Origin of the sequence: Maribacter chungangensis (assembly GCF_042676845.1) — a bacterium.
GTDB classification, from domain to species: Bacteria; Bacteroidota; Bacteroidia; order Flavobacteriales; family Flavobacteriaceae; genus Maribacter; species Maribacter chungangensis.
Map to the genome: position 1 here is coordinate 980,211 of NZ_JBHTHY010000003.1, position 20,955 is coordinate 1,001,165.

General features: G+C 41.5%; 22 protein-coding genes. 12 read left to right on the plus strand and 10 right to left on the minus strand.

Features of this window, described 5'->3' with window-relative positions; translation table 11 throughout:
* Nucleotides 1-3: 3 nt before the first annotated feature.
* The 3 genes from bamA to ACFQZJ_RS04030 all read left to right on the plus strand — a co-directional run bounded on the left by bamA (nucleotide 4) and on the right by ACFQZJ_RS04030 (nucleotide 4,122).
* The gene (gene bamA, locus ACFQZJ_RS04020) at nucleotides 4-2,622 is read left to right on the plus strand and encodes an outer membrane protein assembly factor BamA (RefSeq protein ID WP_379933118.1); all 2,619 of its coding nucleotides are present in this window, start codon (nucleotides 4-6) and stop codon (nucleotides 2,620-2,622) included.
* Between the two features lie 94 nt (nucleotides 2,623-2,716).
* Nucleotides 2,717-3,541, plus strand: coding sequence for an OmpH family outer membrane protein (locus ACFQZJ_RS04025; protein ID WP_379932494.1), 825 nt, complete (start codon nucleotides 2,717-2,719; stop codon nucleotides 3,539-3,541).
* Nucleotides 3,542-3,612: 71 nt separating this feature from the next.
* Nucleotides 3,613-4,122 (plus strand): OmpH family outer membrane protein, encoded by a 510-nt coding sequence (locus ACFQZJ_RS04030; protein ID WP_379932495.1) that lies wholly within the window; start codon nucleotides 3,613-3,615, stop codon nucleotides 4,120-4,122.
* Between the two features lie 52 nt (nucleotides 4,123-4,174).
* Here ACFQZJ_RS04030 and ACFQZJ_RS04035 read toward each other — a convergent pair whose 3' ends face one another.
* The 4 genes from ACFQZJ_RS04035 to gcvP all read right to left on the minus strand — a co-directional run bounded on the left by ACFQZJ_RS04035 (nucleotide 4,175) and on the right by gcvP (nucleotide 10,020).
* The gene (locus ACFQZJ_RS04035; protein ID WP_379932496.1) at nucleotides 4,175-5,029 is read right to left on the minus strand and encodes a glycosyltransferase family 2 protein; all 855 of its coding nucleotides are present in this window, start codon (nucleotides 5,027-5,029) and stop codon (nucleotides 4,175-4,177) included.
* 198 nt (nucleotides 5,030-5,227) lie between these two features.
* Nucleotides 5,228-5,773, minus strand: coding sequence for a methyltransferase (locus ACFQZJ_RS04040; protein ID WP_379932497.1), 546 nt, complete (start codon nucleotides 5,771-5,773; stop codon nucleotides 5,228-5,230).
* A gap of 174 nt (nucleotides 5,774-5,947) precedes the next feature.
* The gene (locus ACFQZJ_RS04045; protein WP_379932498.1) at nucleotides 5,948-7,003 is read right to left on the minus strand and encodes a 3-oxoacyl-ACP synthase III family protein; all 1,056 of its coding nucleotides are present in this window, start codon (nucleotides 7,001-7,003) and stop codon (nucleotides 5,948-5,950) included.
* 167 nt (nucleotides 7,004-7,170) lie between these two features.
* Nucleotides 7,171-10,020: an aminomethyl-transferring glycine dehydrogenase gene (gcvP, locus tag ACFQZJ_RS04050; RefSeq protein WP_379932499.1), complete on the minus strand. Its 2,850-nt coding sequence runs from the start codon at nucleotides 10,018-10,020 to the stop codon at nucleotides 7,171-7,173.
* 128 nt (nucleotides 10,021-10,148) lie between these two features.
* Here gcvP and ACFQZJ_RS04055 point away from each other — a divergent pair, with 128 nt between their 5' ends.
* Nucleotides 10,149-10,970, plus strand: coding sequence for a hypothetical protein (locus ACFQZJ_RS04055; protein WP_379932500.1), 822 nt, complete (start codon nucleotides 10,149-10,151; stop codon nucleotides 10,968-10,970).
* Here ACFQZJ_RS04055 and ACFQZJ_RS04060 read toward each other — a convergent pair.
* Both ACFQZJ_RS04060 and ACFQZJ_RS04065 read right to left on the minus strand, forming a co-directional pair.
* A complete protein-coding gene (locus ACFQZJ_RS04060) occupies nucleotides 10,967-11,098 on the minus strand; it encodes a hypothetical protein (protein ID WP_379932501.1) in 132 nt (43 codons plus the stop codon). The two genes, ACFQZJ_RS04055 and ACFQZJ_RS04060, sit on opposite strands and share 4 nt — an antisense overlap.
* 98 nt (nucleotides 11,099-11,196) lie before the next feature.
* On the minus strand, nucleotides 11,197-11,751 hold the full coding sequence (locus ACFQZJ_RS04065) for a sigma-70 family RNA polymerase sigma factor (protein WP_379933120.1): 555 nt from the start codon (nucleotides 11,749-11,751) through the stop codon (nucleotides 11,197-11,199).
* Between the two features lie 115 nt (nucleotides 11,752-11,866).
* On the opposite strand from ACFQZJ_RS04065, the gene ACFQZJ_RS04070 reads away from it, so the two are divergent.
* Complete coding sequence (locus tag ACFQZJ_RS04070; RefSeq protein ID WP_379932503.1) at nucleotides 11,867-12,226, plus strand: rhodanese-like domain-containing protein; 360 nt, start codon at nucleotides 11,867-11,869, stop codon at nucleotides 12,224-12,226.
* 1 nt (nucleotide 12,227) lies between these two features.
* Here the strand turns inward: ACFQZJ_RS04070 and ACFQZJ_RS04075 are convergent, their stop codons facing one another.
* From ACFQZJ_RS04075 to ACFQZJ_RS04090, 4 genes are read right to left on the minus strand one after another with little or no spacing between them, the layout of a single operon-like run.
* Nucleotides 12,228-13,139, minus strand: a complete 912-nt coding sequence (locus tag ACFQZJ_RS04075; protein WP_379932504.1) for a TIGR01777 family oxidoreductase — start codon at nucleotides 13,137-13,139, stop codon at nucleotides 12,228-12,230.
* The gene (locus tag ACFQZJ_RS04080) at nucleotides 13,136-13,528 is read right to left on the minus strand and encodes a hypothetical protein (RefSeq protein WP_379932505.1); all 393 of its coding nucleotides are present in this window, start codon (nucleotides 13,526-13,528) and stop codon (nucleotides 13,136-13,138) included. The genes ACFQZJ_RS04075 and ACFQZJ_RS04080 overlap by 4 nt, the downstream gene beginning before the upstream one ends.
* An 11-nt stretch (nucleotides 13,529-13,539) precedes the next feature.
* A complete protein-coding gene (locus ACFQZJ_RS04085; protein WP_379932506.1) occupies nucleotides 13,540-13,893 on the minus strand; it encodes a hypothetical protein in 354 nt (117 codons plus the stop codon).
* 50 nt (nucleotides 13,894-13,943) lie between these two features.
* Nucleotides 13,944-14,447, minus strand: a complete 504-nt coding sequence (locus tag ACFQZJ_RS04090; protein WP_379932507.1) for a GbsR/MarR family transcriptional regulator — start codon at nucleotides 14,445-14,447, stop codon at nucleotides 13,944-13,946.
* A gap of 463 nt (nucleotides 14,448-14,910) precedes the next feature.
* Here ACFQZJ_RS04090 and ACFQZJ_RS04095 point away from each other — a divergent pair, with 463 nt between their 5' ends.
* The 7 genes from ACFQZJ_RS04095 (at nucleotide 14,911) to ACFQZJ_RS04125 (ending at nucleotide 20,464) form a co-directional block, all read left to right on the plus strand.
* Nucleotides 14,911-15,774 carry a hypothetical protein gene (locus tag ACFQZJ_RS04095; protein WP_379932509.1) on the plus strand — a complete coding sequence of 288 codons (864 nt, stop codon included), beginning with the start codon at nucleotides 14,911-14,913 and terminating at the stop codon, nucleotides 15,772-15,774.
* Between the two features lie 2 nt (nucleotides 15,775-15,776).
* Nucleotides 15,777-18,347, plus strand: coding sequence for a DUF1963 domain-containing protein (locus ACFQZJ_RS04100; RefSeq protein ID WP_379932511.1), 2,571 nt, complete (start codon nucleotides 15,777-15,779; stop codon nucleotides 18,345-18,347).
* A gap of 41 nt (nucleotides 18,348-18,388) precedes the next feature.
* The gene (locus tag ACFQZJ_RS04105; protein ID WP_379932512.1) at nucleotides 18,389-18,901 is read left to right on the plus strand and encodes a hypothetical protein; all 513 of its coding nucleotides are present in this window, start codon (nucleotides 18,389-18,391) and stop codon (nucleotides 18,899-18,901) included.
* Nucleotides 18,902-18,952: 51 nt separating this feature from the next.
* Nucleotides 18,953-19,297: a hypothetical protein gene (locus ACFQZJ_RS04110; protein ID WP_379932514.1), complete on the plus strand. Its 345-nt coding sequence runs from the start codon at nucleotides 18,953-18,955 to the stop codon at nucleotides 19,295-19,297.
* An 89-nt stretch (nucleotides 19,298-19,386) separates the two neighbouring features.
* Entirely contained in the window at nucleotides 19,387-19,674 is a 288-nt protein-coding gene (locus tag ACFQZJ_RS04115) for a hypothetical protein (RefSeq protein WP_379932515.1), read from the plus strand.
* A gap of 117 nt (nucleotides 19,675-19,791) precedes the next feature.
* Nucleotides 19,792-20,016, plus strand: coding sequence for a hypothetical protein (locus tag ACFQZJ_RS04120; RefSeq protein WP_379932516.1), 225 nt, complete (start codon nucleotides 19,792-19,794; stop codon nucleotides 20,014-20,016).
* Between the two features lie 301 nt (nucleotides 20,017-20,317).
* Nucleotides 20,318-20,464, plus strand: coding sequence for a hypothetical protein (locus tag ACFQZJ_RS04125; protein ID WP_379932517.1), 147 nt, complete (start codon nucleotides 20,318-20,320; stop codon nucleotides 20,462-20,464).
* The last annotated feature ends 491 nt before the right edge of the window (nucleotides 20,465-20,955 follow it).

A 20,955-nucleotide genomic window follows, 5' to 3' on the forward strand; every position in this document is an offset into this window, starting at 1 on the left:
GATATGACAAAGTTCATATCTTTTAACTACTTAATTACCTCTCTTTTACTTCTAATTACACTAAATGTAGCCTCGCAAGACGTGTCATACGAGGACGGGAAAAACTATATCCTTGGAGGTATAGAGGTAACGGGATTACAAAGTTATAACGAGCAAACGGTAAAGACCTACACCGGTTTGCGAATTGGCCAACCAATTGTTTTGCCCGGCGAACAAATTAGCGCTGTTATCAATAAGCTATGGGGCTTGGAGCTTTTTAGCGCAATAGACTTCTATATCGTAAACATAGAGGATGAAAAAGTATTCTTGGAGCTCAACATCATTGAACGCCCTACGCTAACTACTGTTAAATTTACCGGGGTAAAAGAGCGTAAGATAAAGGAATTGGTAGAGGATACCGACTTGAAAAAAGGAAAGAAAATCACCGAAAGCCTTATTGCCAACACCAAGAATTACCTGGCTAATAAATATAAAAAACAAGGATACCTTAATGCTAAGGTAGCGATAGCGACCAAGGTAGATACCTCTCAGGTGAACGCCCGTAGTATGTTGGTGAGCATAAACAAGGGCGATAAGGTTAAAATAAGCGATATTATCTTTGAAGGGAACGAGCAGTTGTCCGATAAAAAACTGAGGAAAGCCTTAAAAAGTACCAAGAAAAAAAGGTTAGGGCGGTTTTGGAAAAAATCCAAATACATTAAAAAGGATTATGAAGAAGATTTGGTTCTTCTCGTAGATAAGTATGCCGAAAATGGTTTTAGGGATGCCCGCGTCATAAGCGATACCTTAACAAAGATCGACGAAAACAATATTCAATTGAAAATTAAGGTCGAAGAGGGTAATAAGTATTATTTCGGTGACATTGATTTTGTGGGTAATACCGTCTATACGGATCGCCAGTTATCCCAGGTTTTGGGCATAAAAAAAGGGGCTACCTACAATGGTGTATTGCTTAGGGAACGCATTGCGGACAATAGTAAGCCGGATCCCAATGACATAACAAGCCTTTATCAGAATAATGGATATTTATTTTCTAGTATAAACCCCGTAGAGGTTTCTGCCGCTAACGATACCATTAATTTTGAAGTACGTATCATAGAAGGTAAGGAAACCTTCTTGGACCATGTAACCGTGAATGGCAACGATAGGACAAACGACCATGTTATCTTTAGGGAACTAAGAACAAGACCGGGACAGAAATATAATAAATCCGATATTATTAGAAGTATTCGCGAACTGGGCCAACTTGGCTTTTTTGATGCGGAACAGATTACCCCTGATGTTTTGAACGCGGATCCCAATGCGGGTACCGTAGATTTGGATTGGAGTCTGGTGGAGTCCGGTTCCAGTCAAATAGAATTGCAAGGTGGTTATGGTGGTGGCGGTTTCATAGGAACATTGGGTTTGTCGTTTAGTAATTTCTCGGTAAAGAACTTGTTCAACGGTGAGGAATACAAACCTGTACCCATGGGTGATGGGCAGACCTTTGCGCTGCGCCTACAAGCGAGTAGAACATTTAGGGTATATAGTTTAAACTTTGTGGAGCCATGGCTTGGGGGCAAGAAGCCGGTACAATTTAATATGAGTTTCTCAAGGACTCAACAGTTTTTGGCTTCTTTTGGAGGTAGGAACGGGATAGAAGTAGATAAGAATCGACAGTTTTCCATAACTGGGGTTACTGTAGGTATGGCAAAGCGAGTGCAATGGCCAGATGATTTCTTTACGATATCCCACTCCTTGAGCTATCAGTTATATGATTTTAGGAATTATAATACCGGCCTTTTCAACTTCGGAAATGGGCAGTCCAATTCTATAGCCTATACCTTTGGGGTGTCCAGGAACGCCATGCAAGGTGGACGTATTTTTCCGAGGGGTGGTTCCAACTTCGAGATTACGGCAAAGTTTACCCCACCTTATTCTCTTTTTAGCAATAAGGATTTTAGAGGTTTAAAGGAACGTAGCGAGGAACTTGCCCCTATAGTGCAACAACAGGGTGGTGCAATTACCCCGGAAAGCAAGGAGTTGGAGCGGATCGATCAAGAGCGATTTCGTTTATTGGAGTACTACAAGGTAAAGTTTAAGGGAGATTGGTACACCACGCTTTTGGGAAGTGCGGATAAGTCATTGGTGTTAAGAACAAATGCAGAATTTGGTTTCTTGGGCGGTTATAACAGTGCGGTGGGCAATGTGCCCTTTGAGCGTTTCTTTGTAGGGGGCGATGGTCTAAATAACTTTACGTTGGACGGTAGGGATATTGTGCAGTTAAGGGGTTATGAAAACCAATCTGTAACCGCAATAGATCCATTAACGGGGCAACAAGAAGGAGCTTTGATCTATAATAAATTTTCTATGGAACTAAGATATCCACTTACCTTAAAGCCATCTGCATCTATTTTTGGGCTTGCCTTTTTAGAGGCAGGGAATTCCTTCAACAATTTTCAGGACTTTAATCCGTTTCAATTAAGACGGTCGGCCGGTGTGGGGCTGCGTATTTTTATGCCAGCATTTGGATTATTGGGTATAGACTTTGGTTATGGGTTCGATGAGGATTTAAGGCCGCAATCTATAGGTAACGGTCCTAGCGGATGGCAAACGCACTTCATTATCGGTCAGCAATTTTAAATTTTATAGCATTGTGCTACATGCTAACAACTTCATTTTAAAAGTTTTAGTAAATTTGGCACGATATTTTCTATTGGATTAAACGATATCAATAATGAAGTCAAAAACAAAGGTTCTTTTATTTCTTGGGTTACTGGTTGTCAGCTTTTATATGAGTGCCCAAAGAGGCATCCGTATCGCCTATGTAGATATGGAGTATATTTTGGAGAATGTAGAGGAGTATAGGGACGCCACGGAGCAGTTAAATACCAAGGCGCAGAAATGGAAAGTGGATATTGAGCAGAAGCAAAGTGTTGTGGCTCAAATGAAGAAAGACCTCATGGCGGAAAAGGTGCTGTTGACACCAGAACTTATTGCGGAACGCGAAGAGGATATTCAGATACTTGAAAAGGAGATGATAGAGTATCAGCAAGACAGGTTTGGGCCACAGGGCGATTTGATTTTGCAGAAACGAAGATTGATACAGCCCATACAAGACCAAGTTTTTAACGAGGTACAAAAACTGGGAGTCAATAAAAAGTATGATTTTATTTTTGATAGATCTGCGGATGTTGTAATGTTGTATTCCCAAAAAAGACACGATATAAGTGATCTTGTTTTAAGGGGTATTGCAAGAACCAGAAAGATCAGTAAACCGGCTAAAAAGGCCAGTAATAGAAATAGTATTGCCGACTTTGAGGATGATGAAGAACAAGGCGAGGAAGAAGTAGTGAGCGATGCACTGCAGCAGCGATTGGATAAAGCGAAAGAAGCTAGTGAGGCAAGGGCTAAAACTGCAGATGAAAAACGGGCGGAACAATTAAGGCTAAGGGAGGAGCGAAAAAAGGCTTATGAGGAACGCAGGAAGAAATTATTGGAAGAGAGGGAAGCAAAGAAAAAAGAAAAGGAAGAAGGAACTGTAAAAGATACCGAAAATTAAACGATAGCGGTAGGATATTATTAAATTTGAAACCATTAATTAACACTCAAAGAAGAATTAAATTTTAACTCATGAAACACGTAAAAAAAGTAGCAGTAGCATTAATGTTGTTTGTAGCGACCACTAGTTTTGTAAATGCTCAAAGTAAAGTTGCGCACATAGACGTAACACAATTATTGGGAGCCATGCCTGAAATGAAGGCGGCAGAGGCAGAGTTAATGAAGTTACAGGAAACGTATAATGCGGACATTCAAGCATCCATGACGGAGCTTCGGAATAAAGTTACACAGTACCAAAACGAGGCAGCTAGCAAAACAAAGGAGGAAAACGAGAAGAGGGCGCTTGAGCTTCAGGGATTTGAAAAGAATATTGGTGAGGCCAACCAGGCTGCCCAGCAAGAATTCCAGAAAAAGCAGGCTGAGCTGTTTGCTCCAATTTCAGATAAAGCGAAAGCAGCGATTGAAAAAGTTGCCATTGCCCAAGGATTCGACTATGTGATAGACGCCCAGCAGGGTGCCGGCTTGATCGTAGCAAGAGGTAAAGACCTTTTAGCCGATGTTAAAAAAGAATTAGGCTTTTAATACTTGAGCTTGAAAATTGTATAAATCAAAAACCGCCTCTTGGGCGGTTTTTTTATGGAATCATTTTTTTTCTCATGTTGGACCAACGTAGTCGTCTTATAAAAGCACCCTCTTGCTTGGATACCAAAAAGGGTGCCTTATTCTTTTTAGCGCTAAAAAAGCCATCCATATTGTCCTGTAAAGAGACCCATTTACCCTGCATCAATGCCATTTTAATAGATGCTATGAGACTTATCCAAAACCCATAGCGCATGGTGTACATGGCACGTCCTTGTAGTCCTTTGGCCTTCTTGTTGTACGCTTTCCCGGTAGGTCTCAGGTGTTTTACTTTTAATCTAGTATCCGTTCGGGTGTTAAACCCATGATACCTTGCCAACAGTTCATCTACCGTGTCCCAGCCCATGGCACATTTAAGTCCGCCAATAGCTTTAAAACAGGCTTTGGTGTAGGCTTTGAAAGCACCTCTTACATGATCTTTATCCATAGGGTGGTTTAACTGCCACTCTTTCCCATCGTTTTGCTCATAAATAAAGCCACCTGCAATTCCTGTTTTTGAATTTTTTTCAAATGCCAGTGCTATATGTTCAAAGTAGTCTTTTGGAAGTATGACATCCGCATCTAGTTTTACGATAAAATCGTAATGGTCGTCTACAAGCTCCAGTCCTTTGTTAAAGGCTTCGATAACTTTACTTCCGGGTATATGTTCTGCAGATGAGCTAATATTGAGGACTTGTATTATAGGGTCTTTGCTACTGTATTTTTCTATGATTTCTTTTGTGGCATCGGTAGAATTATCATTCACTACCACTATTTTTTTAGGTCTTAGACTTTGGCTTGTTAGTGAATCCAACATACTTGATATGTATGCTGCTTCGTTGTGCGCGGGAATGATAACATAGTAATTCATGGTCTGCCAAATTAGTACTACTATAGTTTAGAAACAAACTGTTTATGTGTTGGTTCAATGTACTTTAAATCGTAACTACTCTTAAGGTTGGGGGTGTCCGTGTGCCATTAAAAGACGAAAGGCCGTAGCGCGCTGCTTTCCCTTTCTGTTACGCTACGACAAAACCTAAAAAACCCTTTACTATTATGATGCGTAGTGTTACTGTTTTGTAGGCGATAATCCGGTTTTACGTTCGGCATAAACGATATAATATCTTGGGGTGAACAACCTTAAAACTGGACGGATACCTAGTTTTTTTACAGGGTGGGTCCATTTTAAGCGGTCTTTGATTTCCCAACCGGATTTTTCCAAAAGCCAATCGAACTGCCAGTCTTCAAACTCGTGATAATGTCGGTCCCAAGGGTCGAATTTACTTTGGTACGCTTCAGAAAACCAAAGTCTTAAGGGTATGCTTGTGACGAGCTTGTTGGCCTTTATCTCTGAAAGTACATTCAAGGGTGCTAACAGATGTTCGAATATTTCAAAAGCGGTTACCACTTCACCATTAAATCCCAGCACGGAATTAAAATCCCTATCTAAATCCTCCCCTTTAGTGTTTTGCACCTTGTAACCGGCATCTGTCATTAGTTTTGAGAGCGGATTGGGTACCCCTAAATCTAAAATAGATTCCTCCTTGGCTATATGCTTTTGGAGAAATGCCATGGTAATGGCAAAACGTTTGTTCGGAAAGGTTTTTTCGTACATGTTTTGGGTTTCAAATTTCTGTTGATCGGAGTTGCTGTTGCGTTGTCTTTACCTTTTACTTTGAACCTAGCTGCAATTTAACGCTTTTCCTTTTTAACTTAATTTCATAGGGTAAAACATACTAGGAACATTTAACCCTAATAGGGGCTGAAACCACAGAAACTTGAAACTTAATTAAACCCTATAGACAATGGCGTTAATGTTCATTCCGGCACCAACGCTTGCAAAGATAACAACATCACCTTTTGTTAGTTGATGACCTGGCATTTTTCCTTTACGGAGCATATCTAAAAGTGTTGGGATCGTAGCTACCGAACTGTTGCCCAGTTTGCCTATGTTCATAGGCATGATGTCTTTGGGCATTGAAAGGCCATAGCTTTTGTAGAAACGTTTTACAATGGCTTCGTCCATTTTTTCGTTTGCTTGGTGAATAAGAATCTTTTTCACTTCGGTTATGGGAATACCGCTTTCATCCAAACAATTCTTCATGGCGCTAGGTACATGGCTTACGGCAAATTCATAGATTTTACGGCCATGCATTTTAATATACTTTGTATCAGGGGCCTTAGGAGCGTATGATTTTCCGTAAAAAAGAAAATAGGCTTCTTCATAAGTATAAGTAGCACTTGCATGTGCTAGTATTTCACCGGAGCCTTCGGTTTTTTCAATAATAGTTGCACCTGCACCATCGGAGTATATCATAGAATCACGGTCGTAGGGGTCAACGATGCGGGAAAGGGTTTCGGCACCGATAACCAAACATTTTTTGGCCATACCGCTTTTAATGAATGCGTTGGCCTGTATGACACCTTCTATCCATCCGGGACAACCAAAAAGCATATCGTAAGCAACACACTTCGGATTTTTTATGCGTAATAAATGTTTTACTCTAGACGCTAAGCTAGGGAGCATATCGCTCTGGGATTGCCCGTGCGAAACATCTCCGAAATTATGTGCAAATATGATGTAATCCAGTTCTTCCTTGTCTACATCGGCATCGGCAATAGCTTTTTCCGAAGCTAGGAAAGCGATATCGGAGGTGTTAAGATTGGGCTCGGCATATCGTCTTTCCGAAATACCTGTAATCGCCTTGAATTTTTGAATGATAACAGGATTTTCATACGCTAATGGAGTACCGTCCGTATGTAAGAACTTGTGTTCTTCAAAATCTCTATTGGTTACGATTTTCGCCGGCACATAGCTTCCTGTTCCCGTAATTCCGATATGCATTTTGGTTCTATTTAGTTAGTATGAACCAAGATAACCGAAAAGATACCGATTGCTATGCGTGCATAAGAAAAATTACGATGTCCAATGTGGTTTTTTTGAAATCTTAGGGATGAAAAAAGGGCTTTCAATATAGTTGAAAGCCCTTTTTTATTGCGTTTTAGTTATACTTACGCCTCTGCATAAGCTTCTATAGGAGCACAGGTACAAATTAAATTACGGTCTCCATAGGCATCGTCAACCCTTCTTACGGAAGGCCAGAACTTGTTCTCCCGAACGTATGACAATGGAAACGCTGCTTTTTCCCTGCTGTAAGGAAAATCCCAAGAGTCGTTCGTAACCATATCCATAGTGTGTGGGGCGTTTTTTAAGACATTGTTGGGTTCGTCTTGCCTTGCGCTGTCTATTTCTTCTCGAATGGAAATCATGGCGTCGCAGAAACGATCTAGTTCAGCCAAAGATTCGCTTTCCGTGGGTTCTATCATCATGGTGCCAGCTACGGGAAACGATACCGTAGGAGCGTGAAAGCCGTAATCCATCAATCGCTTTGCGATATCGGTAACTTCGATACCGTGCTCTTTAAACGGCCTGCAATCTATAATCATTTCATGGGCTGCCCTTCCTTTTTCACCGGTATACAGAACATTGTACTTGCCGTCTAATCTATGTTTGATGTAGTTGGCGTTTAAGATGGCAATTTCGGTAGAACGGCGAAGGCCAAACTCACCTAACATTTTTATATACCCATAGGAGATCAAACAGGCCAATGCGCTACCCCAAGGAGCCGCGGATATTGCCGTAATTCCTTTTTTGCCACCAGTTTCTACAAGTGGATTGGTTGGAAGGAACGGTACTAACTGAGATGCCACGCAAATTGGACCTACACCGGGTCCGCCGCCTCCATGCGGGATGGCAAATGTTTTGTGCAAGTTCAGGTGGCATACATCGGCACCAATGTTGCCCGGGTGCGTTAATCCAACTTGTGCGTTCATATTGGCGCCGTCCATATAGACTTGACCTCCATGATCGTGGATAAGTTTTGTAATATGTTTTATAGAAGATTCAAAGACGCCATGGGTGGAAGGATAGGTAACCATTAACGCAGCTAAATTTTCCGAGTGTTGTTGTACTTTTTCTTCTAGGTCGGCAACATCGATATTTCCTTTATCATCGGTTTTGGTGACCACAACTTTCATCCCTGCCATGACGGCGGATGCAGGATTGGTTCCATGCGCGGATGCCGGTATAATACAAATGTTTCTATTCATATCGCCACGAGACTCGTGGTAGGCTCGTATTACCATAAGTCCGGCATATTCACCTTGGGCCCCGGAATTGGGTTGTAAGGAAGTATCCGCAAATCCGGTTATGGTAGTAAGGTCTTTTGCCAGTTCCTTTAGCATAATTTGGTAGCCCTCCGCTTGATCTATGGGTACGAACGGGTGTATGTTGCCCCAGTTGCTATGACTTAGCGGTAGCATTTCACTGGCGGCATTTAGCTTCATGGTGCAGCTTCCCAAAGAAATCATACTATGGTTCAATGCCAAATCCTTACGTTCTAGTTTTTTGATGTAGCGCATGAGCTCCGTTTCGGAATGATAGGAGTTAAACACCTTGTTTTCCATGTAAGTGGCCGTACGCTGTACGGAATCCAATATGGCAGATGTTGTGCCAAGTTCTTTTATTTGGATGCTTTCTTTTTCCAACGCCTTGGCGAAAACGGAAACAATGGTATTTAAGTTATCGATACTGGTCGCTTCGTTTACGGCAATGGAAACGGTTTCTTTGTCAATATATAGGAAATTGATCTCGTGTTGTTCTGCGATCGCCTTCACCTTGTTCGCATCCGTCTTAACGGTAATGGTATCAAAATAAGACGAGTTGGTTTGGTATAGACCTAATTTCTCCAGCGCATCTGCCAAGGTAGTGGCGGAATAGTGCACTTTATCGGCAATATATTTTAAACCTTTTGGTCCGTGAAATACCGCATACATACCTGCCATAACCGCCAACAATACTTGAGCCGTACATATATTGGAAGTGGCTTTGTCTCGTTTGATGTGTTGTTCGCGGGTTTGCAGTGCCATTCGCATGGCCGGTTTACCATCGGTATCCTTGGTGACTCCAATGATACGTCCTGGAATATTTCGTTTGTATGCTTCTTTAGTGGCAAAGAATGCAGCGTGAGGCCCACCATAACCTAATGGAATTCCAAAGCGTTGCGTTGTTCCAACGACCACATCCACGCCAAATTCACCAGGAGGTGTAAGAAGTACAAGGCTTAATATATCCGCAGAAACGGCCACTGTAATATTATTTTCTTTTGCACGCGCTACAAATTGCCTATAGTCATTTACCTGTCCGTGTTTGCCCGGATATTGAAGTAAGGCCCCAAAGAAGTCGTTCCCAAATTGGAATTCTTCGTGATTTCCTATAACCAGCTCAATACCTAATGGGGTAGAACGTGTTTGAAGTAAGGATAGGGTTTGAGGTAATACTTCTTCGGAAACGAAAAATTTGAGCACCTCATTTTTCTTTTGATCTCTTGGGCGTACATCGTAGAGCATGGTCATGGCCTCTGCGGCCGCTGTGCTTTCATCCAGCAAGGAAGCATTGGCAAGTTCCATACCTGTAAGGTCGGTTACCACCGTTTGAAAGTTCAGAAGTGCCTCAAGTCTACCCTGCGCAATTTCCGCTTGGTAGGGCGTGTAGGCGGTATACCATCCCGGATTTTCCAGAATATTTCTTTTGATGACCGAAGGTGTTAGACTTTCGTGGTACCCAAGGCCTATGTACGACTTAAATACTTTGTTCTTTTTGGATAGTTCCTCTATATGGCCAAGGAACTCGTGTTCGCTCATAGGAGCTGCTAATTCCAATGGTTTCTTTAACCGTATTTCGGATGGAATGGTCTCATAAATGAGTTGCTCCAAATTTTCTACGGCTACAGTTTCTAGCATACGTTGAAGGTCTTCTTCACGTATGCCGATATGGCGAGATGCGAACACGTCGGTCTTCATAGTTTTCTTCGTATTAGAGTTGCGAAATTAAGAATTAATTTGCAGCCTGGCACCCTTATGGATAGCGCCTAGCTCTAAAGTTTTTAACCAAAAACCGGGGTTATAAACAGTTTGGCTACTTTTGTTTAATGAAGTCGTTAAAAGGCGTTTTTGATTTTTATCTAGATGCCAGTGTGCACGTTGCTTTTGGAGTATTGGCTTTGGTAGGCATTACAGTGCTTACCTTAAACATTTCCGTGAATGAACACCTTAGTTGGTTTCTATTTTTTGGGACTATGGTATGCTATAATTTTGTTAAATACGGTGTAGAGGCGAAAAAGTACGTTTTGGTGGCGAATCGCTACCATAAAAACATACAGTTTTTTAGCTTTATTGCCGTGGGTTTTATGTTCTATCACGCCTATTTTTTAACTCGGTCTGTTTGGATAGGTATACTAGTTTTGGCTTTCGTGTCAGGATTATATGCGGTTCCTGTGTTGCCAAAAGCAAAGAATTTAAGGAGTTGGGGCGGATTTAAAATTTTTATCGTGGCGCTTGTTTGGATGGGAGCCACCGTGTTACTTCCTGTTTTGAGTGCGGGTCACCCATTTTCTTGGGATGTGAAGGTCATTGCTTTTCAGCGTTTTGTATTCGTACTGATTTTGTTGATACCGTTTGAAATTAGGGATTTAACCTACGACGACCCGGAACTGAAAACGCTGCCACAGCGCTATGGGGTAGCGAATACGAAGGTTTTTGGTTCTTTTATGGTTCTTGTGTTTTTCTTTACTACCTTTTTAAAGGATGACCTAAGTACTGTTGATGTGGTCTCAAAAGGCTTGCTTTTTTTGTTGCTTGGCGGATTAATGTACGCAACAAAAAGAAATCAGTCTCTGTATTTTTCTTCTTTTTGGGTAGAATTAATCCCAATAGCATGGTATATGGTGCTTGTTGGGTTGCATTGGTTTTAGATGCTTTTGTTGAGTTTTTCCTTCATGGCCAGTTTTTCTTGGTCGGATAGGCTCTGCAATTTTGCCTTTTCACAAAGTGTGGTAAGTTTCGTGTTCTGCTCGGTGGCCTTGGAACAGTTTTTACACATAAAAAGATGAAAACGCAATTTTAGTATTTCGAAAAAAGTAGCTTCCCTATACTGGGTTTTATTGCAAATTGTTGCAGCTTTATCACAAGAAATCATAGTTAAAACCAGTTTTTGTTCAGGCACTCCATCAGGCCGGTTCTCGCCCTGTGTATCATAACCCAAAGATTAGACGGATTAATTTCCAATTCATTACAAATATCTTCCGTACTTATGCCTTGAATCGTTTTCATGGTAAAAACGAGTGCCTGTTTTTTTGGTAGTTTGGCAATACATTCCTGTATGGCAAGCCCCAGTTCTTCGTTTTCCATCGCCGTGTTGTCCAACGTGCTAAATGGGTCCGCCACTTGTTCTTCTAACCAATCGCCCTCTGCGTCGCTTGTTTTACTATAGGTCATTCGCACTTCCGCTTTGCCTTTTTTGGAATTGCTTTTTCGATAATGGTCAATGACCTTTCGTTTTAGTATAGCGATCAACCAAGTGCGTTCCGCAGCATCTCCCTTGTAATTTTTGGCAGATTTTAGTCCGGCCAAAAATGTTTCGGATACCAAATCTTTTGCCACTTCGGCATCGCTCACCCTGCCCACGGCAAAGTTAAAGAGGTAATCTGCGTAATTGTCTACCCAAAGGTCTGGGTGTAAGGTATGTTGCGTCATAAGGATTATACGTTTCAAAAATAGCGGAATTAGTTTTAAAAAACCTTATGTTTTCATGCTAATATTAGTAACTGCCCTGAGGTATATTTGTTACTTTTGAAAAAATAATAACAGTATGAAACGGTTACATAGTTTTATTTTTTTTCTTTTAATAATAAACTTAAGTTGTGGCCAAACCAAGTCTCAGCATATCACGGAATTTTTAAAGGAAAGTCCAAAGGATGTAATTTTGATTGATGTCAGAACACCTCAAGAATACCATTCAGGTCATTTAGAAAATGCGCAGAACATAAATTGGTTCGATGCTGACTTTGCTGATAAGTTTTCAGTTATCGATAAGGACAAGACCATATATGTCTATTGTAAGGTAGGAGGTAGAAGTGCCAAAGCCCAAGAAAAACTACTTTCTATGGGCTATAAGAATGTAATTAACCTAGAAGGTGGTTACGATGACGTATTGGCTAGTAAAAAATGAACTAAGCAATAGCCTCTGCGAGTGCTGATTTTAGTGTCGGATATTGAAACGTAAAACCAGCATTTAAAAGTTTATTAGGTACTACGTTTCTACTTTTTATAATTAGTTCCGTTTCCGTGCGTATGAGTACCGCCCCGATTTCCAATAACCATTTTGGTGATGGTAACCCGAATCCAATTCCTACTGCTTTACGGACTTCTTGCATCAGTTTGGTATTATTGGTCGGTTTTGGTGCTACGATATTTATTGGCCCATGTAAATCGGTATTACGTATGAGATACTCAATTGACCTGACAAAATCATCCACATGTATCCAGCTAAATTTTTGTTTTCCATCGCCCTGTTTTCCACCCATACCTAGTTTTGCCAAGGTTTTTATAGGTGTTAACGCACCACCGTTTTTACCAAGAACTATACTTGTTCTCAGGGCTACCTTTCTTGTATTTGGCGTATCACCTTCAAAAAAGGTTTTTTCCCAAGCCTGCGCCACCGAAACCGAAAACCCGGTACCAATTTCACCGTTTTCCTCGCCCATTTCTTTGTCCACAGCATGTCTGTAAATGGTAGCGGTGGATGAGTTAAGCCATATTTTGGGTGGGTTAGTAGCATTGGCGACTGCCTCATTGAGGATATGGGTGCTGTCCACACGAGAATCCATTATTATTTGCTTGTTTTTTTCGGTATATCTACAGTCAACCGAACGCCCGGCCATATTTATCAGTACCTCGCAGCCATCTAATTCCTGTTGCCAGTCGCCCAAGGTTTTGGCATCCCATAGCACATAGCGCACGGTGTCGGTGTTTTTAATCGTGTTGCGTGTAAGGATAACGATGTCCTCAAATTTGTTTTTGAAGTGGTCAACAATAGCATTTCCTAGGAATCCACTGCCTCCTGCGATGATTAACTTTTTCATACGATTACTGTTTGCCGGTTCCTGTTATGTTGTTGTCTGGATTTTTTTCGACCTCTAAAAAAGAGAAATAAATTAAAGAAAAGCATAATGCCAAGATAGATGGTAAACCCGCCAATTTTTGAGCTAAGTACTTCAATTAAGTTTTGATAGCTTTCGTTAAACCCATGACTACTAATTTTTAGAATAAGTAGCGCGTAGCCTAAGTTAAGAAGGTAAAAGCCAACTTTAAAGAGCATATTGGTTGCGTTTGCAATTTCTTCCTGTCCCTTAAAAATATCTAGCATAAAAACTTTGCCGTTCTTAAATAGGGTTCTGGCCACAAAAAAGGTAAGCCCTATGACAATGGGTAAATAAATGAGATAACCGATGAGAATTTTTGATGTTTCCATAATGATTTAATTTAAGATGAATATGAATTTTGTTTTAGTAAAATATTTAGAGCTATAATGTTCATGTAATGTAATCCGGAGAGTACGAGTACGATGCATGCCGTTCTGTAACTTATGTTCTCTAGCATTGGCATTAAACCGTCTATTGGTTCCCAAGTTGATATGGAATACACCACGTAACCAATGTTGACCAAATAATAACCCAACAATAGCATTTTGTTGATGCGCAGGCTAAAGTCTTGTTGGTTGGGAATAATATGTAATACATAAGTAGTACCGTTTCTATAGCATCCCCAACCTACCTTGACTATGATGGTTCCCATGATCAGGAAAAATAACAGATATCCTATTAAATTATAGTTCATCTGTGTTTTTTGAATTTTCAGAAAGTATTGAAATTTGATTTTAAATTTTTTTATTGTATCATTTTTAGCAAAGATTTGGTCAACCAGTTTTGTTTTTGGTTCACTATTTTTTCTAACATACTGTTTGCCGTATGAGCCAAATCGTGTAATGCCTTGGTCTGTTTGATAAGCTCTTTGGTTGCGGCACTGCCATCGTCTTTTATACTACTTACTTCTTCCAAGGTTTTAATGACCGGTTTAATTTCTCTTCTACTGCGTTCTTTGGCAATGATACGCGCCAACTCCTGCACATCTTTCTCCGTAGAAAAATATTCCTTTCGTTCCCCCGGCCTTAGTTCCTTGGTCACAATGCCCCAATCAATGAGTTGCCTCACGTTCATACTGGTGTTCCCTCTTGAAATTTGAAGTTCTTCCATGATTTCTTCGGTTGTTAACGCCTCGGTGGATATAAAAAGCAGGGCTTGAATTTGCGCCATGGCCTTGTTGATGCCCCATAAAGTGCCCAAACTTCCCCATGTACTAATGAATTTATTTTTTGCCTCTTGATATTCCATAAAACAAACATACACTTTATTTTTTAAACTTTCAATAATTATTGAAAGTTTAACATATTGTTGATTGAAAGACCAAATTAATATAGGTTGGGGTGCTTAGGTACGGTCAATAAGTGAGGCATTGGTATAAAACTTATCTCAATAGTACGCAATCGCCTTTTTTTTGCGTTGTACTTAAAAACCCTGAAAAAGGGGTAGTGTTGATTTTTGCCTATTTCTAGATTGCATCAGTAATTAAAACATAGTATGTCCAACCCATTCAAGAAAATCGCGAACAACGCCAAGACTTCCAAAGGTCAGATGTATGCTAAAAGTGTACGGACAAAGGCTTCTATAGTTTCCAAATGATGTGATATTTGGGGTATACCGCAGTGCAGCATCGGTTAAACAAAAAAGCAGTGGTAAAGGAATTTCACAACTTTGTGAAGACTACCACCGGGGGTCCCGGTTTAAAATAGATAACATGAAAAAAACCTATATAGCACTATTGGGAAGTTTTCTGATTTTAGCGTCTTGCAAGATGCAGCACAAACCGGAACTGGAGCACCAGTTAATCACCTTAGAGGACGGTTTGTCCGCCGGACAAGTCAATGTCCATTCAGATACCAAGGCATTGGCCGTTAACACCTTTCAGTATGGCCAGTGGTTTGATGTGAGATTTGCCAATGTATCCGGGTTCACCTTGGAACAGGGAGATATGTTTCCGGACTTGGATATTACCGTATTCAACACTTCTGGAGAAATTATTTTAAAGCAGGAAAGCCTCTTGGGCGGTTTGTCACAACCGGAAGATGCTGTTTTGTATGGGACCCTAACCTTGGCCAATCCCATCCTCTCTGGCCAGAGTTATAAGGCGGTGTATCGCCTTTATGACACTAAAAGCGACCATGAGCTACAGACAGAAATGGATTTTGAACTCTTGCCCGATAGTCAAATCACTGTAACACCCGATGGTCTCATGGCCAAGGAAATCTACCTCTTTAATTCGGATACCAATTCCGTACTATTTGGTTCCAATACCCCAAAGGCCAGTAACATTTCCATGGATTTTCAACTCTTGGAAGGGTATCAAAAAAAGAACGGAAGAATACATCTTGGGATGTCAACAAAATTGGTAGATTCCCGTGGTAGGGTCTTAACGGAAAATAAAGATGCACTTCCCAACTTTAATGTAGAGGGCATCACCAACGATCAGGTATTAAAGGCCACCTTGTCCCTAAATAATGGTAGGTTTAACAGTCCGTTACGTTGGACGGTGAGGTTATGGGATAAAAATAGTGCTGCGGCGATTACGGCTACGGCCACACTTAACATTGAAAACAATTAGCGATGAAAACATTGACCACCCCAATATTGGAACTACAGCTTCCGGACGACTTCAAAATTACTTATGAAAGTAAAATTGGGTTGCGGGCAGAAGATGATACAACGGATTGTAAGGTTCAGCATCCACATGTAGAGGCAAGGTTATTTGAGAGTGCGGATTTAAAGTCGGACGCCTATAAAGGAGATACATTGGCAGAGAAGTGGGAAGATTGGTGCATTTCCCTAAATTATAAATCCGAACTTATCCGTTTTGAGGAGACGGAGTTCAAAGGTTATACGTGTTTTATTGTCCATTCCCATACCGATGCCGCTTGGAACGATCTGCATTTTAAATTGCAGTATTTTCAAGCGGCGGTGTTTTTGGATGACACTTATTTTTTGGAGTTCAAGACCATTCATGAAAAAATCCCCTCCAACGAACTGGATAACTGGGTGATGCAGGTTTTTGAATCCCTTGTTATTTTGGGAGATACAGCGACCAGAAAGCAGGCATATTCACAACATGTGCTGGACACGCAAGTAGATTACAAAAAAATATTGGAGGCCCAGCGAACCAAGCAAGAGCAGCAGGCAGAGGAGAAAAAGAACAGCTTCCGGCAGGTGCAGATCCCCAAAGACGAAAAAGAAGTGTTCAAGGTGGGAATATTTGATTTTGAGTTTGTTCCTAAAGAAACCAAAATCAGTATCGGAGCAATGTCTAGAGATATTCAGTTAACGCTCAAGGCCAAGACCAAAGCAATTGAACAAGCGATCAAAACAAAAGTGCTGGATGATTATCCGGGAGATGGTACGGTCACCTTGACCTTTCCCGCAAAGGGCCTTCATCTGAATGGGCAGCCCCAAGGGCAATTGTATTTTGAAGAGGAAAAGACCAATGCCCCCTTGTTTTTGAATGCCAGAAACGAAGGGTTCGATTACCGTTTGGCCTTCTGTGGTTCGCTGACCTTTGATAACGGTTGGGTGCTGTTAAAGGGGGAAATGACCAAGAGCTATCACGACAAGGCATTCCCGATTTTTGTGGCCAAAAAGCTGGATATGTCAGCCTTAAATTGGGCGGACTACCGCTTTTCATCCATGGAAGAAACGGCCACCGCCCACCCAACGGACGTGCGCTTTCTTACGCTACAAAATCCAAGTTTCACAGCATTGCCGGAGGCCCTGTTCGGGTTTACCAATTTGGAGGAGCTTACGCTGCACCAAAAAGCCAATGTCTGGGATGAAGAAAAACTACCTTTTAAAGTGCTTCAACCGGAACTAGGGCAATTATCAAAGCTAAAAAAGCTCCACATCAGTGGCACCTCCGTGGAACAAGTGCCGGAAAGCATCGGACAGCTTACCCAACTGGAGCAGTTGAGCATCAACAATAACTTGGTGGAGCAAATACCGGATGCCATTTGGCAGCTGCCCAAGCTCAAATTCCTTTGGTTGTCCGCCAATAAACTAACGAGCATTCCGGAGAACATCGATCTTCCTAGTTTACAGAACATTTCCTTGGATAAGAATGACTTGGCCACCTTGCCCGAATCGTTGGCCAAACAGCCACAATTAAAACGTATAAAACTAAATGGGAATCCTTTGGCGAGCCTACCAGATGCCTTCAACGCCATCAAGGAAATCGACTTGTCCATAGAGGACAAACTGCGCCTGTTGGACTTTGGTTATAAAGGTGCGGACGGCACTGGGCTCACGGATTGGGACGATACCCACTTTTGGGCGCAACACGATGAAGAGTTGGTTGCTGAGGTCGATGCAGTAATTAAAAATAACAAACTGGAGGAATTTGCCGATGCCCTGCGTCCCATGGTGAAAAAGGCCATTGGTTTTAAGCACCAAGCCACCGAAGATTATGCCCAGGTGGGCAACCATCGTTTTGGCGGCATGCCAGATTTGCCCAAAACCGTTCCCTACCCTAGATTTGGGGAGAACTGGCGCAAGGGCAAGTTAGATTACATCTATGAATTCATAGGGCAGATCAATTGCGAGGCCGTGGCCCATTTGCAAGACTATTTGCCCAGAACGGGCACCTTGTTCTTCTTTTTGGAAACCATGCACAACATCTATGCAGGCGACATAAACCCTGGCAAGATCATTTACGTTGAGGATAACACCACCCTGGTATCCGGCCAACGTTTCCAGTTTACCGAGGACGATTATTTTGAAATGATGGATAGCGGCTATGAAGGGTTCAAGGTCGATGCTACAAAAATAAACAGCGCTCCATCTTTGTACGCCAGTTACGTGAACAAACATCTTTTTACCGGAAAAAGTGAGGTTTTATTGGAAAACGACAAACTGCTGGATACGCTTTACGATCGCTTTGAAAAACCGCTGAACGATTCGTTTGCGTTTGATTATGCCGTAAATGCCCATGGCTTTACCCAGCACGAGGCCCCGGAACTACAGGCATCACTGGCCAAAAAAGGAAACCCCGAGGATTGGGTGGCCCTGCTGGTGGTGACCTCGGCCGGCGATATGCAATGGGGCGATGCCGGGGATATCTTTTATGTGATCCATAAGAGCGATTTGGCCAAGCTGGACTTTAGTAATGTGTTTGTGACCTTGGAAAGCAGTTAGGCCAGCTATGGCTTGGAACATTCTTGAAATTAAATGGTTTAATGATGAAAAAAGCGGTTATAGGTCTGGTTATTGCGGTTGTTGTTGGTATAGCTCTTTTTATACTGTATGTCTATATGGTCTTAGCGCCAAAGCAAAGTGATGTTTCCAATATAGCTCCGTTCGCTGAATTGATGAGCCAGCCCGTAACTACTATTAAAGAGACCATCATTATAACATACCCGAGTGTTCCACCGGATGAAGACTATGCCTATTATCTTGAAGATGGTAGTGGTTTTGGAATGGATAAAAGTTTACAGGTTTTGGCGGAACTGCCCATAGGCACAAAAGTGAACTTTGATAAGGTAACGTTGCTTACAGGGGGCGTTAGTGGTACTACCTCGGCGTATTTGTTCGGCACCGTATTTAGTGAAGAAAAGCAGAAAAGCTACAATATATTTTACAACTGGGGTGAATATCGTTCTTTGTCCCAAGACCAGCCCTATTGGTTTTTTGGCGAGACCTTTTGGCTGGATAAACCCCTTGAGAAAAAGTTTTTTATTGAGGTGCCTTAATTGGGCTTTCAGCGATGTGTTTATGCGTATTTTGAGTAAACAAAAAAAATAATGTTAAACCTAATTCTTGACCATAAAACCTACGCTTTACCATTGAACATTGGTGCGGTAACCAGTGTCTGCACTTTGGATGAAAATTGGCGTAGCTTGGACTATAAAAGCGGTGATGGTTTTCTTGCTCTTTCCACAGCCTTGACCTATGTGATGCCTTTGGAAGCTACAGAGACCATGTTTCACCAAGGACTGGTATCTATTGGTAGTGATGAATTGGAAAATAACGAACGCAATCTGATCGTTGTTCATTTTGATATGGTCCATAGCGATTTGGACCCAATTAGTGGTAAGATTATAATGCCCCAGGAATTTCCATGTTTTCACCAGTCCTCCTTTTTGTAGGAGTATCCATTTTTTGGAACAGATTTTAAAAGCATCCAATGTATGGTTTCCAGGGTTTGGAGCCCCTGCCGTTTTATCTCAACTAAGTTTTGGTTCGTTTAAGGGCAAATTCAAAATTGGTTTTCGATGTAAAGGTAGCGCCAGGATACCGTGACGGCAACGACGTTTACCATCTAAGAAGAAAGCGTGCCACTGCAATACGATTTTCAAGTAGCGGGGTACTTCTATCAGTTTACAGGTTTTTTGGAGGAGGAAATCATCAAGAAATAGAGGACTGTTTCCCATCGCTCTATAACAGGCAAGAGTATAAGGCCCATATAAAAATCACGGATGCCACCCACGGCGGTGTTCGGATAAGCTACTGCCTTAAAGAATAATGTTTTGTGAAAAAATACAACAAATTTAACGCGCTCAGTGCATGAAACATCTAGGCAATAAAAAAAGTAAAGAACCTCGAAATTAATTTGTATTCCACGCCCAAGATTCTAAAACAGTTGATTGGGGCCTGCGTGCGCTACGAGGTAAAAAAATACAATGAAAAGCGTGAGGGCGAGATCGTGCTGTCCTTTTTGAACGCCGGCGAAATTCAGGAACAAGGTGAAACCGGTAAAATAGGTTTTGGCGATTTGGCCAACAAAACCCTGGCCGTGGAAGAAACCGCCATAGAAAACGCCTTGGTGGCCCATAAATATGGGGCTTTATCTCGTTTTTATAGATGATGACGAAATCACCGATTTGGAACATCCTTTGAACTTAACTGAAAAAAGTGTGGTCAGTTTTATACGGATGACATTTTTGTCGGGGGCGTATTGGTAGCGGGCTATGTAATGGTTTTTCACTTTAACGACTTATGGAAATTCCGGGTTTTGTCCGATTGACAATTAGGGCAGAACACCAAAAAGGGAACTAATATGAACATCCCCAGAATAAAAGGTGTAATAGACTTTAGGATATTGTCAACTATCAAGTGGATAAGGAAGTTCTGAAAACTATCTGACCCATGATCAGCATTTTTACGGGTTGGAAATTAGCGGGTACAACTGGAAAGTCTCACTTTTAGAAGTGTCCGAGGTAACATCTAGTTTTGGTGCAAACGAGGCCATTTTTCCCAAGGGTTCCGTATTCTTTGATGATGCCTTGTGGATGAAGGAAATTGAACACGAGTGAATCGGTTTTGGGAAGATTAAAAAGAACAAGGGGCTTTAAAGCGCCAAAATCACAAGAACGATTAAAAATGTATCCTTATGTTTTATGATCTTGCTGCTAGTTTCCGTGGGATGCGGGCTACCCAATAACGCTAGCTATTTAAAAAGTGAAGACTATGCGATAAAAACCTAAAGAATACGGGCCTTAAAAAATGAAATCGTATCCCACAGTGATATCCAGGACGCGGAGTTCCGACTCTTTAACGTTAACGGTTTTTCAAATAGTAGGACTGTTCTTCCCGGTGCCTCTTCATGGGACTATACATTCGCAATTAAAATTGATACCCAAGATGTTGATAACTGGTTAAAGGGTACGACTCTGGTTAAAGGTTTGGAATACAATACAAACTGGGTAAGGGAACCCGTTAATGCTAATAGTACAGGTTGGATAGCGAAGGGTGGTCCAGAAATTTATATTCGTGAGGGATATGATGTTCAGCTGATAGTTTAAAG